This is a genomic window from Rhizobium sp. BT03, from assembly GCF_030053155.1.
GTDB lineage: Bacteria > Pseudomonadota > Alphaproteobacteria > Rhizobiales > Rhizobiaceae > Rhizobium.
In genome coordinates, this window is sequence record NZ_CP125643.1 from 94,498 (window position 1) to 108,200 (window position 13,703).

Sequence of the window (13,703 nt, forward strand, 5' to 3'; positions counted from 1 at the left end):
TGGATGTTGTAGCCGGCAATCGCGTAGGACAGGGTCTAAAAATCGCCGCAGCCTGCAACAGTTCAGTTCTCAGCGACAAGCTAAGCTGGCGACCCATCTAGTTAAGCAGCCGCGGCGAATCCAACCGTTGGAAAAGGCGCGAGCGCACAACGTTCTTCCCTTCCTACTGATGGCGGCTATGCGACGTTATCGATGCCAACAAGATCGCGTGACGCGCCATCGCACGACTCCACCCCGCGCTGCTTGCCCGAGGCTATCAAACAACAGCATGTGCAAGACGCCGCAGCATTGTCACCGCTTCCCCTCAGTCGAGATCCACCCATGAGAGCGATCTATCTCGACAATAATGCAACGACCAGAGTCGATCCTGAAGTGGTTGAAGCCATGCTGCCGTTCTTTGCGGATCAGTTTGGAAACCCTTCGTCGACGCACGCTTTTGGCTCCTCCATCCGCGAGGCGGTGAGGAAGGCGCGCCGGCAATTGCAAGCGCTGATCGGCGCCGAGTTCGATCATGAGATCGTGTTCACCTCGGGGGGGACGGAAAGCGACAATGCGGCGATCCTTTCGGCGCTGGAGGTGATGCCTGAGCGCACAGAGATCGTGACTTCCGCAGTCGAGCATTCAGCGGTGCTGACACTCTGCGGCCATCTGGAGAAGACGCGCGGCATTAAGGTACACAGGATCCCAGTGGATCGACATGGACGTCTCGATCTTGACGCCTATGAGACCGCCCTCACTCATCGTGTAGCGATTGCTTCGATCATGTGGGCGAACAACGAGACGGGAACCATTTTCCCGGTCGCTAAGCTTGCCGAGATGGCCAAGAGAATCGGTGCACTTTTCCACACCGACGCGGTCCAGGCGGTCGGCAAGGTTCCAATGGACCTCCAACCTACTGCAATCGACATGCTTTCGTTGTCCGGACACAAATTCCATGGACCAAAAGGCATTGGTGCACTCTATCTCAGGCGGGGCTTATCTTTCTCCTCACTGATCAAGGGAGGTCATCAGGAGCGCGACCGACGCGCAGGGACAGAAAATACGGCCGGGATTGTCGGTTTAGGCAAGGCTGCCGAACTCGCCCTGAAATCAATAGACGACGAGAGCACCCGATTAAAGTCGCTCCGAGATCGATTGGAGAACGGCATTGTCCAGCGTGTTCCAGGCGCCTTCGTAACCGGCGATAGGCTTAAGAGGTTGCCGAACACGGCGAACATCGCCTTTCAACGTGTCGAAGGAGACAGTATGCTCCTTCTTCTCAACCGCTATGGCATCGCCTGCTCTTCCGGCTCTGCTTGCTCCTCCGGTTCGCTGGAGCCGAGCCATGTCTTGAGGGCAATGGATATCCCTCATGCTATGGCGCACGGAACAATCCGCTTCTCGTTCTCGCGCGATAACTGTGACGAGGATGTCGACCGGGTGCTCGAAGTTTTACCGGGCATCGTTGAAAGGCTCCGGAGCCAATGCCGTTCCGGCCACGTGGCCGACACGAGCAGCCGGGTTCGTTCAGGGGAGTAGGAGCAGGCACGCTCATGAAACGGCAATTCCTTTTCACCGATACGACCTGCATGACGGCACCGGCATCGTATGAACGATCAGGTAAAAGCCGGGGCTCTCAGTCACATAGATCGCCGGTTCACCGCCCATGCGTGTTCGTGGAGGGGGCCCAGCGCCATATCATCTTAATCAATCTCTCGACACCATCGGTGGATCGCATCCGACCACCAGCCTATGCCGACTCCAGTTGCAACGCGACTGCCTTGCGCCTAGCCGCGTCGAACCACGCATTCCGTACGTTGCAGCTTAAGCTACGGGAGAACGATCTCGCGATCACCGCTCACGACCAGGGGGAATCTTATGTGCCGTTGCTCCGCTGACAGCAGTCCCGTCGATGTCAAAGACATCCTCAATCGGCTGAAATCTCTCTCGGCTGCGGAGGAGTTCTTCGCAGCCCTAGGGGTCCCCTATGACCCTAAGGTTCTCGATGTCTCACGACTCCATATCATGAAGCGTATGGGCCAATACCTCGCGGCAGAGGACTTCTCCCATCTCCCAGACCGGGTAATCGCTGCTCGTGCCCGTGCCATACTGGAAAGGGCCTACTGTGATTTCGCGACCTCCGCGCCGCTCTCGCACCGGGTCTTCAAGGTGCTCAAGGACCACAATCCGAACAGACCTGTCACACCCGGCCGCACCGTTGTCCCGTTAGACTCTTTCCTGAAGCCGTTCGAAAAGAAGTGAGCACGGTTGCGACACGACAATGTCGGGAAGCTTACAATTCAGTCATATGCTAGCAACGTCGGAATCGAAGCCATTTCAATGTGATAGAGAACGCCAAACGGTTGGCACGAATGATGCACGCAAGCATGTGTACTGACAAGCCCGCCACCCATAGAGGGAGGGAGTAAGAAACCGCCATGCACATAGTTATCTGTATCAAACAGGTACCGGACTCCGCACAAATACGAGTGCATCCGGTGACGAACACAATCATGCGTCAGGGAGTGCCAACCATCATCAACCCCTATGATCTGTTCGCCCTTGAAGAGGCGCTCCAGTTGCGCGACCGCCATGGCGGCGAGGTGACCGTGCTCACCATGGGGCCGCCCATGGCAGAGGACGCGTTGCGCAAGGCGCTCACCTACGGCGCCGACCGCGCCGTACTCTTGACCGACCGTCATTTTGCCGGCTCCGACACTCTGGCGACCTCGTTTGCTCTTTCGCGAGCCATCGCGAAGATCGGAGAGGCCTTCGGTACGCCCGATATCGTCTTTACGGGCAAACAGACCATCGACGGCGATACCGCCCAGGTTGGGCCTGGCATCGCCAAGCGCCTCGACCTCCTGCAGCTCACCTACGTTGCCAAAATCGTCTCTGTCGACATCAATGGGCGCGAGATTACGGTGGAGCGCCGCTCGGAAGGGGGCACGCAGACGCTGATGAGCAAGCTCCCTTGCCTAATTACAATGCTCGAAGGCACAAACGAAATCCGCCGCGGCTCGCTCGATGACGCGCTACGGGCCGCGCGCAGCCAGATCGTGAAGTGGAATGCGGCCGACGCTGGCATAGAGGACCTCACCAAGTGCGGCCTGCGTGGCTCGCCAACCGTCGTTAAGAGGGTCTTTGCCCCTCCTGAGCGGGCGGAAAAGGCGGAGCAGATCGACACCGCGGAAAAAACACCGCGCGATCTCGCGGAGGAGTTGATCGCTGGGATCTTTTTGCGCCAGCCGGCGCTCGAAAGCGAACTCGCCTTTGACGGCGAATGAAGGCAAGGAGCGACGATGTTGAGCACGAATCGAGAGAGCCCTCCTCCAGCCGCTGGCCGTGCCGCCATGAAGAAAGAGCTGCCCGATCAGTTTAAGGACCATCGGCACGTTTGGGTCTTCATGGAGCTGGAGCGCGATCAGGTGCATCCCGTCTCCTTCGAGCTGCTCGGCGAAGGCCGCAAGCTCGCCGACAAGCTGGGCGTCCAGCTTGCCGGCGTCGTTCTCGGACCACCGGGAGAGGCCACGTGGTTTGCCATCGCCGAGGCTTTTGCTTATGGCGCCGACCTGGCCTACCTCGTCGAGGCCCCACTGCTCGCCGACTACCGAAATGAGCCTTTCACCAAAGCATTGACGGATCTGGTTACTAACTACAAACCGGAAATCCTTCTTTTAGGGGCAACGACGCTCGGGCGCGACCTTGCCGGTTCCGTGGCGACGACCTTGTTGACAGGGCTCACGGCGGATTGCACCGAACTTGATGTGGATGCGGACGGCTCGCTTGCGGCGACCCGGCCGACTTTCGGCGGCTCCTTGCTTTGCACGATCTACACGCTCAACTGCCGGCCGCAGATGGCAACGGTCCGGCCGAGGGTCATGGCCATGCCTCCGCGCGGGAATAATAAGATCGGACGCGTCATTCAACACAAAGTGTCGATGATCGAGGAAGAGATCGTCACTAAGGTCCTCGGTTTCTTGTCCGATGGCCAGTCGGCGACGGCGAATCTCGCCTATGCGGACGTCGTGGTTGCTGGAGGCCTCGGTCTCGGCGCGGTGGAGAACGTGAAGCTTATGAAGAAACTCGCGCGGACGATCGGGGCCGATTATGGCTGTTCGCGCCCCCTCGTCCAAAAGGGCTGGATGCCTGCTGATCGGCAGATCGGCCAAACTGGCAAAACTATCCGGCCGAAGCTTTACATAGCAGCCGGCATTTCCGGCGCCATCCAGCATCGCGTTGGCGTCGAGGGAGCTGATCTTATTTTAGCCATTAACACCGATCCTAACGCGCCGATTTTTGATTTCGCCCACCTCGGCGTCGTCACCGATGCGATCCGTTTACTGCCGTCATTAACGGAACTCTTCACCCATCGACTGTCGCCGCACAGTCGCGATAAGCTTGCAAACTGAGGGCGCCCCATGACTGAGGAAAACTTCGACGCCATAGTTATCGGGGCCGGCATGGCCGGAAACGCAGCTGCTTACACGATGTCGAACCGCGGCATGAAGGTGCTGCAGTTGGAGCGTGGCGAGTATCCGGGCTCCAAGAATGTGCAGGGCGCCATCATGTACGCGGACATGCTGGAGAAAATCCTGCCGGATTTCCGGGATGATGCGCCTCTGGAGCGGCACTTAGTCGAGCAGCGCTTCTGGATGATGGACGACTCGTCCCACATCGGTATGCAATACCGGTCGGACGACTTCAACGAGTCGAGACACAATCGCTACACGGTCATTCGCGCCCAATTCGACAAATGGTTTTCACGCAAGGTGCGCGAGGCCGGAGCGACGCTTCTATGCGAGACGACCGTGACGGAACTCGTTCGTGATCCAAAGGGCAAGGTGATTGGCGTTCGCACCGACCGCGCCGGCGACGTGATTCTTGCTGACGTGGTCGTTCTCGCAGAGGGCGTCAATGGGCTGCTCGGCACGCGTGCTGGATTGCGTGACACGCCAAAACCGGAAACTGTCGCGCTCGCCGTCAAGGAAATGCATTTCCTGGCCGAAGAGGTAATTGACCAGCGGTTCGGCCTCCAGGCCAATGAAGGCTGCGTCATCGAGGCAGTTGGCACGATCTCTCGCAACATGGCCGGGCTTGCCTTCCTCTACACCAACAAAGAATCGATCTCGATCGGCATTGGCTGCCTTGTCTCCGAATTCGCGGCAACAATGGAAAGTCCTTATGATCTGCTCGAAAAATTCAAAAGCCATCCGTCGGTAAAGCCGCTGATCGCAGGAGCGGAAGTCAAGGAATATGCGGCGCATCTCATTCCAGAAGGTGGTTACAAGGCAATTCCGCAGCTTTTTGGTGACGGCTGGGTCGTCGTCGGCGACGCGGCACAACTTAATAATGCGGTGCACCGCGAGGGGTCCAACCTCGCCATGACGTCGGGGCGCATCGCCGGCGAAGCAATCGTCCAGATCAAGAATCGCAAAAAGCCGATGGTCAAGGAGAACCTCTCCCTTTACAAGTCGATGCTTGAAAAGTCGTTCGTTATCAAAGACTTGCGGAAATACAAGGACATGCCTGCCCTGCTGCACACCAATTCCCGCAATTTCTTCACGACTTATCCAAGGTTGCTGTCGCAGGCCGCACAGAACTTTGTGCGAGTCGATGGCACCCCGAAGATCGACAAGGAACGGGCGACCACGGGCACCTTCATCAAGGCACGCTCCCGCTGGGGGCTGTTTGGTGACGCGGTTCGCTTGGCGCGCGCGTGGCGATAAAGGAGAGATGAGATGACGGTTGCAGTGACGAACATACGCGTAGAGGACAAGCTTTACCAAAATCGATACGTGGTCGATGCCGGACGCCCGCATATTAGGGTGCGTCCACACGATTGGCCAAGCGTAAATCTGTATGCCCTCACAAGTGTCTGTCCGGCCAAGTGCTACGAATTGAATGACCAGGGCCAAGTGGAGGTTATCGCCGACGGGTGCATGGAGTGCGGCACGTGCCGCGTACTCTGCGAGGCAAGTGGAGATATCGAGTGGAACTATCCGAGAGGCGGTTTCGGCGTTCTCTTCAAGTTCGGATAAAGGTTTGCAACTCCACGATTCAGAACCAACTTGGGTTTGCAGACGGGCGCATCGGAAACTTGCAGAGGTGCGCGTTGCAGATTGGTATTAGAAATTACTATATATACATGCAAGCAAGGGTGATAAGAAACGTTAGACAACCCAAGGCCATATAATGACCCACATGCCCGCCCGACCGGTCGATGGAGCGGAACCCCTATCTGCGCTACCTGCTGGACCTATGCGCCAAGCGGGCACGCAGCGCAGCGGAATCTACGAGATATCAAAGGTACTGACTGCCCCCGCCCGGCTAGAGATTACGCTTGCCAACGTCGTGAACGTCCTCTCTTCCTTTCTGCAGATTCGATGCGGAGCAATCGTTGTTCTAGACGCTGAAGGTCAGCCCGAGATTGCCGCAACTGGCGACATCCCCCCATCCTCTCAATCAGCCGCTCGAGGCGTTATACCTAAGGCCGTAATCGACCATATCGCGACGACCGGTATGCCCTTAATCGTAAAGGATGTCAGCAAGTCCGAATTATTTCAGGCTGAGCCGCAACCGCCTTGGAGCAGCGGCACCGTCCCAATTTCTTTTATTGGCGTTCCGGTAAAAGCCGATAATAAAATACTTGGCACAATATCGATCGATCGCGTCAGGAACGACGCCGCCCCCTTCCCCGCCGACGAGGACGTTCGCTTTCTGACCATGGTCGCCAATCTGGTCAGTCGGACGATCAGGCTTCATCGTTTCCTGAACCTGGAGGGTCGGCGACCTATCGGCGAACAAGAGAGACCGGAGAAGCCGATCATCGCGCAAAGGGGCGCGCCGGGCCGACATCCACCCGTCAAAATCGACGGGATTATCGGGGATAGCCCGGCTCTCCAGCAGGTGGTTGAAACCGTCTCGGTGGTGGCGAGGACGAATTCCACCGTGCTTCTGCGGGGCGAAAGCGGCACCGGCAAGGAATTTTTTGCACAGGCGATCCATGAACTTTCCCCTCGTAAAAACAAGCCGTTCGTCAAATTGAACTGCGCCGCGCTGCCCGAAGGCGTCCTGGAATCGGAGCTGTTTGGGCATGAAAAAGGGGCTTTCACCGGGGCCATCGCGCAGCGCGCCGGACGCTTCGAACTGGCAAATGGCGGAACGCTTCTACTTGACGAGATTGGCGAGATTTCGCCCGCCTTTCAAGCCAAACTGCTGCGCGTCCTGCAGGAAGGCGAACTGGAGAGGGTGGGCGGAACCAAGACGCTTGCGGTCGACGTCCGGCTCATATGCGCCACGAATAAGAACCTCGAGATGGCTGTTGCAAACGCCGAATTCAGGGCCGACCTGTATTACCGCATCAGCGTAGTTCCAATTGTCCTGCCGCCGCTTCGAGAGCGACCCGGCGATATTCCACGCCTTGCGAACGCTCTTCTTGACCGATTCAACAAGGAGAACCAACGCGAGCTGACGTTTTCGTCGTCGGCGATCGAGGTGATGTCGCAATGCTATTTCCCAGGTAACGTCCGGGAACTCGAAAACTGCGTGCGAAGGACTGCCACCCTTGCGCGTTCAAGCTCGATCGTTTCGTCTGATTTTGCCTGCAAGAACAGCCAGTGCCTTTCGTCGCTCCTCTGGAAAACCGACGGGTCGCCCGGCGGCATCACCGTCGATGGGCATGCCCGGAGCAATGTGATGCCGACTTCATCGCCGCGCTCGGGCGGGAGCATCGGTGCGTCGGACGAGGTATCTTCCGTCAAGGCTTGTGATCCGCACGGTTCCGGTTGTCCCGCAATGGAGTCGCGCCTCACGCAACGGGACCGGTTGATCGAGGCGATGGAAAAGGCCGGATGGGTTCAGGCCAAAGCGGCTCGTATTCTCGGCCTTACGCCTCGTCAGGTCGGCTATGCTCTACGCCAGCATCGCATCGAGGTGAAAAAGCTTTAAGCGCCTGGGTGATGTTGGACCTTCTCGATCTCCAATGCCTGGTTTGGTGGCTTACGGACAACTCTTTTGTCGACTGTCGGAAGCTTGACAAGTCTGTGTCCGAACACGGTCGGAATCGGGCAATAAATGCAAATTCTTAAAGCAAATCCCGTCCTTGGGATGGCATGGCTTTTGCGTTTTGAAAGGCGACGTCAACTAGCAACGGAGCACTCAATGTCCGCACCGATGATTTCGCTTGAAAGTGCGACCAGCACGACATCCTTGTATCAATTGCTGGCGACCGCGAAACCGAGTGGCTGCACATCCTCGTCATGTGGCGTGTCCACAAAACCGGCCGACGTGGACCAGGCTATCTGGGCGAAGATCAAAAACCACCCCTGCTATTCAGAAGAGGCTCACCATTATTTCGCGCGCATGCATGTCGCGGTCGCACCAGCCTGCAATATCCAGTGCAACTATTGCAATCGTAAATATGACTGCGCCAACGAAAGCCGCCCTGGGGTCGTCTCGGAAAAGTTGACGCCAGACCAGGCGCTGCGCAAGGTCATTGCCGTCGCCAACGAAGTGCCGCAGCTTTCCGTGCTGGGTGTCGCCGGACCGGGCGATGCCTGTTACGACTGGAAGAAGACAAAGGAAACGTTCGAACGAGTTGCGGGGGAGATCCACGACATCAAGCTGTGCATCTCCACCAACGGGCTTGCGCTGCCGGATCACGTCGCCGAACTTGTCGACATGAATGTCGATCACGTGACAATTACGATCAACATGGTTGACCCTGAAATCGGCGCAAAGATCTATCCCTGGATCTTTTACCGCAACCGTCGTTACACCGGCATCGAAGCTGCGAGAATTCTGCACGAGCGGCAAATGGTGGGCCTGGAGATGCTGACCGCGTGCGGCATCATCACCAAAGTCAATTCGGTGATGATTCCTGGTGTCAACGACGAACACCTGGTCGAGGTAAATAAATGGGTCAAGGAGCGGGGGGCGTTCCTGCACAACGTCATGCCGCTTATTTCCGATCCGGCCCATGGCACCTACTACGGCTTGACCGGACAGCGCGGCCCGCGGGCGCTCGAATTGAAGGCGCTCCAGGATCGTCTCGAAGGCGGCGCAAAGCTAATGCGCCATTGCCGGCAGTGTAGGGCCGATGCCGTCGGCCTGCTTGGGGATGATCGGGGCCAGGAGTTCGCACTCGACCAGCTTCCCGGAGAGATCACCTATGACGCCCGTAAGCGCGAGGCCTATCGGGAAGTGATCGCCCGCGAACGCGGCGATCACGCGACCGCCAAGAGCGAGGCAATCGAGACAGTCAAAGCAGCCGGCGATGGGTCCCTCCACGTCGCGGTCGCGACAAAGGGTGGCGGTCGCATCAACGAGCACTTCGGCCATGCGAAGGAGTTCCAAGTATACGAAGCTTCGTCGAGAGGCATCACCTACGTCGGGCATCGCAAGATCGAACAGTATTGCCTCGGAGGCAGGGGCGAGGAAGCCACCCTCGACGGCATCATAACTGCGCTGGTCGGTATTGACGTCGTGCTATGCGCCAAGATCGGGGAGTGCCCTAAGACTAAGCTCATGGAGGCCGGGGTTCGGGCAACGGATGCTTATTGCTATGACTACATCGAGACCGCCATCGGCACCCTCTACGCCGCCAAGTTTGGCGTCGAACCACAAGCGGCGACGGCGTGAGCGCTCTTAATCCAACATCTTCAGGAGTTTAAAAATGGCCTTCAGGATCATAGCGTCCCAATGCACCCAGTGCGGTGCCTGCGAGTTCGAATGCCCCTCCGGTGCGATCAGGTTCAAAGGTGAGATCTACGTTATCGACCCGGAAAAATGCACCGAATGCAAGGGTACCTTCGAAACGCAGCAATGCGCGGAGGTTTGCCCCGTGCCGAAGACCTGCGTCCTCGCCGCACCTGCGATTTGACCTTCAGCATGGTCGGGGCTCCTGCGGAGAAGCCTTCAATGATATCCTGCAAGGAGGAATGCCCATGGGCCTTGGACGTGAACAGGAGGTCGAAATCCACAGGCCTCCACGATTTACACCCGGCGAGCGGGTGCGGGCCAGACTTCACGTAAAGAATGACGGCACCTATGCTGGCAAAAAAATTGGGGAAAGTTTGGTGCGGAAGGGCGACGAAGGCTATGTGCGCGACATCGGCACCTTTCTCCAGCAGTTTTACATCTATGCCGTCGAATGGGTCGAACGTGGCACTATCGTCGGCATGCGTGCCCGTGAACTGACGAGTCTAGACAACGCCGCTGCTTGCGGCGCTGCTGAAATCGCGGGGCCCCCAACGAAGGAATAGCGACATGAAGATAATGATTCGCAGAACGAGCGCCGGCTTGTCGGCTTACGTACCAAAGAAAGATCTCGAAGAGCCGATCGTAGATGTCGAGGCTGATGACATGTGGGGCGGCACGATCACTCTCAGGAACGGCTGGAGACTCGTCTTGCCCAAGCTATCGCGGGATACGCCTCTGCCGATCACCGTCCACGCAAGGAAGATTCCTGACGAGGACTGATGCTGCAAACGAGAGGTAAGAGAAAACAGCATGAATAAAATTTTGACCTCGGACCGTCTCCTGATCATTCGCAACGGTGACGCCGAAGAAAGACTTAGGCTGCTTCAGGAAGCGCTCGCTGCGGATCGGATCGTTCCCTATCTCGGTCCGGATCTCCTTCGGCTGCAATCCACGGAACCACCTGTACCGGACACCCCGGAAGCCGTCTCCGCGGCACTCAACGAACGCACACCTGCCCCTTCCAGGATACGCAGCAATATGTGGTCAGTCGCGCAGTTTATTGAACAGCGACGGCATCGCCGGACGCTTCAGGCCTGGATGGCAGAAATATTTGGAGCACCCGTGGCGCCGACCGCCCTCCACGACTGGCTCGCAACGCTGCCGCTCTCCCTTATCGTCGACGGTTGGTACGACGGGACAATGCGTGCGGCTTTCGCGAAGACCGGTCGAACGGATGTCGTCGAGATTCAGGGCGTCACGCGTGCAAACGGCGGCGGCGACATTTGGACAAAAACTTACGATCTGTCCGGGAGAGACGTCGAATGCGTCGCAGCGCCAAAGACGGTCCTCTATGCGCCGTACGGCAGTGTTATACCAGCTTCGAACTTTCTGGTGTCCGATTCCGATTACGTGGAAGTCCTAACCGAAATCGATATCCAGACGCCAATACCTGGAATGGTGAAAGAACGGCGTATAGATCGCGGTTTTCTTTTCATTGGCTGCCGCTTCAACGATCAGATGCTCCGGATCTACGCTCGACAGATCATCAAGCGCTCTCACGGCCCCCACTTTGCAGTACTTGATGCGGAAGGCCTTACCAAAAACGAGCGCCGTTTCCTTGCAGCAAGCGGAATCACGGTGGTCGACCTGCCGATCGGCGAAGCCGCGGCTCTGCTTGTACCATTTGGTAGCAAGGCGGATGGTGACCATGGCCGCACGGCTCCCGCTTCGAATCTCTGTAGCGGCTAGAGTGCCGCAGATTGAAAAAGTTCTGTTTCTGCCAAGTTCGAATGCCATACTGCCCACGTTTGCTGGCGTAGGGGATTGCGGGTGGGATCAATGGCGATGAGCGAGCGTGATCTTTAGCGGATCGAGGTTCTGTCGCAGGTGATCGACGGAAGATCGGCGACGACCGCAGATTACTGTTCGCTCAATGTCAATGCGAAGGACCGATTATGAAGAAACCTAAACCATTCCCAATACAGCGGCAGAGCCGCGGCCGAATCGCCAGAAATAAGCCTCGCATCGGCCACCGGGTGCTCCACTCGTGCGCCAATAACACGCGTAATCAACGGGATCGAGACGGCACACGCTTTACGGTCTTGCGCTTATTTGTGATCTTTATCCCACAATATGGACTTCGATACTTGGTGTTTCCAAGTGACAAGCAGTGTGGCCAATAATTCTAACCGCCTAGCTCTGCGTCTTCATACTTCCAGAAATGATGTCCCTGGCGGCTGAAAGGAACGCGTCCATTTGGGTTCTGGTGCCGATGCTGACGCGGATAAAATTTTCCAAACCGGCATCGGGAAAGACGGCTACAAGTATGTTCTGCCTATCCAAAGACGCTTGCCACCATTTGCCATCTCGTCCGGGTGGCACCCGAGCTAGCAAAAAGTTTGTGTGGGAGGGAATGACAGAAAAGCCCAATTGAGACAAGGCAGTGGTCGTTCTGTGTCTTTCATGTTTAATATATCTGTGGTTCTCGTCGTAGTCGGCGCGGTGCGAAAGGATACTAATGCCCACCGCATGGCCGATCACGTTCATGTTAAAGACATTTTGCAGGTTGCGTAGCCTCCCAATAAGTTCGGGATGACCAAAGCCGAAACCGACGCGAATTCCCGCGGCTGCAAAGCCTTTCGAAAGTGTTCTCAATACTAGAAGGTTTGGATGACGATCGACTAGGCGCAGGGCATCATCGGGTGCAAAGTCGACATACGCTTCATCCACCACTATCAACTGGTCCGATTGCGCGACGAGGCGGTCGATTTCAGCCACCGGAACGAATGTTCCCGTTGGATTGTTCGGATTGGCCAGCAGTATGAATTTTGCATCTTTTGCTGGACCAAGAAGCAGCTGCTCGATTGGCAGAGAATAAGACTCGCCCCATTCGATTTCGAGAAATCTGGCACCCTGCAACTTGGCCAGTTTGCGGTTAAAGGAAAAACCTGGCGATATCATCGCAACGCTATCTCCCGGGTCGAGGAATGCTCTGTAGATGAGCCCAAGCAGCTCCGACGAGCCGTTCCCGGCGACCACCTGATCCTGGGAGAGGCCATACGCGCTGGCGGCTGCGTCGCGCAAGCTCAGATTGTCATCTTCGGGATACAGATAATGCCGTTCGAGGGCCGCCAGCGCACTTTGCAACACCATCATCGGCAACGGAAACGGATTCTCATTCGTGTTTAGTTTAACGCAGTTCGCATCTCGCCCCGGTTGATTGGAGGGTAGCGCATTTAGCTGTCTCGCCATCGGCGAAAGAGCCGAAAGCACGGCTTGCAGCTTTGCATCAGCCATATCTTTTCTCCGTTTCAGTAAGCCGAGTCGTGAGCGCGTGATCGGCCGTCTCCTGTTGAAGCCACATCGGACGTTGGCGCGGGCCGCCTGCGGGCTGCTACGGTCGCCGCGTAGTTAATAGGCCAAGGACCGCCGCGGCCGCTTCAAGCCGCCAATGGTCAAGCCTCCCCACTCTCACACTCATGCGTCACTTGCTCCATTCGCCTTTCGAGGAACTGTTCGATCTCAAACGCCAACGCCGCAGGGTCGTGGCCAACCGTTTCGAGATGTAATTCAGCGCCCTCAGGGATTTCGTACGGCGAGGAAACGCCGGTGAAATTGGCGATCTTGCCGGCGAGCGCCTTCCGATAAAGCCCCTTCGGATCGCGTCGCGCGCATTCCTCAAGCGGCGTGTCGACGAGGATTTCAATAAGCTCCCCTCCTCCATCAGCTCGGCGACCTCGGCAACGCGGCGGATGTTCTCGACGCGATCGGGTTGATTGAAGCCAGGTCGCGATTGAGCCCGTGGCGCACGTTGTCGCCGTCGAGGATGTAGGTGTGCTTCCCGTGGGCATGCAGCAGCCGGTCGAGCGCATTGGCGATTGTCGACTTGCCGGAGCCGGAAAGTCCAGTGAACAAAAGGACGGCTGGCTGCTGACTCTTCATCGCCGCGCGCGCCCTTGTCAGCGTCGGTCGCCTGCCAATGCAGGTTGTCGGCGCGCCTTGCCCAGCTTTGGCTGCCACTG

General features: G+C 57.4%; 13 protein-coding genes and 1 pseudogene. 12 read left to right on the forward strand and 2 right to left on the reverse strand.

What is annotated here, in order from left to right:
• The first annotated feature begins 321 nt into the window (after nucleotides 1-321).
• The 12 genes from nifS to QMO80_RS27830 all read left to right on the forward strand — a co-directional run bounded on the left by nifS (nucleotide 322) and on the right by QMO80_RS27830 (nucleotide 11,430).
• Nucleotides 322-1,518 (forward strand): cysteine desulfurase NifS, encoded by a 1,197-nt coding sequence (nifS, locus tag QMO80_RS27775; protein WP_012489549.1) that lies wholly within the window; start codon nucleotides 322-324, stop codon nucleotides 1,516-1,518.
• A 339-nt stretch (nucleotides 1,519-1,857) separates the two neighbouring features.
• A complete protein-coding gene (gene nifW / locus QMO80_RS27780) occupies nucleotides 1,858-2,241 on the forward strand; it encodes a nitrogenase stabilizing/protective protein NifW (protein ID WP_008536550.1) in 384 nt (127 codons plus the stop codon).
• Between the two features lie 176 nt (nucleotides 2,242-2,417).
• Complete coding sequence (locus tag QMO80_RS27785; RefSeq protein ID WP_004678528.1) at nucleotides 2,418-3,266, forward strand: electron transfer flavoprotein subunit beta/FixA family protein; 849 nt, start codon at nucleotides 2,418-2,420, stop codon at nucleotides 3,264-3,266.
• Nucleotides 3,267-3,281: 15 nt separating this feature from the next.
• Nucleotides 3,282-4,391: an electron transfer flavoprotein subunit alpha/FixB family protein gene (locus QMO80_RS27790; protein WP_008536549.1), complete on the forward strand. Its 1,110-nt coding sequence runs from the start codon at nucleotides 3,282-3,284 to the stop codon at nucleotides 4,389-4,391.
• A gap of 9 nt (nucleotides 4,392-4,400) precedes the next feature.
• Nucleotides 4,401-5,708, forward strand: coding sequence for an FAD-binding protein (locus tag QMO80_RS27795; RefSeq protein ID WP_008536548.1), 1,308 nt, complete (start codon nucleotides 4,401-4,403; stop codon nucleotides 5,706-5,708).
• A gap of 12 nt (nucleotides 5,709-5,720) precedes the next feature.
• Nucleotides 5,721-6,020 (forward strand): ferredoxin family protein, encoded by a 300-nt coding sequence (locus QMO80_RS27800; protein ID WP_004678523.1) that lies wholly within the window; start codon nucleotides 5,721-5,723, stop codon nucleotides 6,018-6,020.
• Nucleotides 6,021-6,240: 220 nt separating this feature from the next.
• Entirely contained in the window at nucleotides 6,241-7,929 is a 1,689-nt protein-coding gene (gene nifA, locus QMO80_RS27805; protein ID WP_011053431.1) for a nif-specific transcriptional activator NifA, read from the forward strand.
• A 213-nt stretch (nucleotides 7,930-8,142) separates the two neighbouring features.
• A complete protein-coding gene (gene nifB, locus QMO80_RS27810; protein ID WP_012489550.1) occupies nucleotides 8,143-9,621 on the forward strand; it encodes a nitrogenase cofactor biosynthesis protein NifB in 1,479 nt (492 codons plus the stop codon).
• Nucleotides 9,622-9,655: 34 nt separating this feature from the next.
• Nucleotides 9,656-9,862, forward strand: a complete 207-nt coding sequence (locus QMO80_RS27815; RefSeq protein ID WP_012489551.1) for a 4Fe-4S binding protein — start codon at nucleotides 9,656-9,658, stop codon at nucleotides 9,860-9,862.
• A 64-nt stretch (nucleotides 9,863-9,926) separates the two neighbouring features.
• On the forward strand, nucleotides 9,927-10,244 hold the full coding sequence (locus QMO80_RS27820) for a nitrogen fixation protein NifZ (protein WP_012489552.1): 318 nt from the start codon (nucleotides 9,927-9,929) through the stop codon (nucleotides 10,242-10,244).
• A gap of 4 nt (nucleotides 10,245-10,248) precedes the next feature.
• Entirely contained in the window at nucleotides 10,249-10,461 is a 213-nt protein-coding gene (gene nifT / locus QMO80_RS27825) for a putative nitrogen fixation protein NifT (RefSeq protein WP_004678514.1), read from the forward strand.
• Nucleotides 10,462-10,491: 30 nt separating this feature from the next.
• Nucleotides 10,492-11,430 carry an SIR2 family protein gene (locus QMO80_RS27830; protein WP_012489553.1) on the forward strand — a complete coding sequence of 313 codons (939 nt, stop codon included), beginning with the start codon at nucleotides 10,492-10,494 and terminating at the stop codon, nucleotides 11,428-11,430.
• Nucleotides 11,431-11,874: 444 nt separating this feature from the next.
• On the opposite strand, the gene hisC is transcribed toward QMO80_RS27830, so the two are convergent.
• Nucleotides 11,875-12,978: a histidinol-phosphate transaminase gene (gene hisC / locus QMO80_RS27835; protein ID WP_008536542.1), complete on the reverse strand. Its 1,104-nt coding sequence runs from the start codon at nucleotides 12,976-12,978 to the stop codon at nucleotides 11,875-11,877.
• Between the two features lie 158 nt (nucleotides 12,979-13,136).
• Nucleotides 13,137-13,681: pseudogene (locus QMO80_RS27840) on the reverse strand (adenylyl-sulfate kinase); the annotation flags it as partial.
• Between the last annotated feature and the right edge of the window lie 22 nt (nucleotides 13,682-13,703).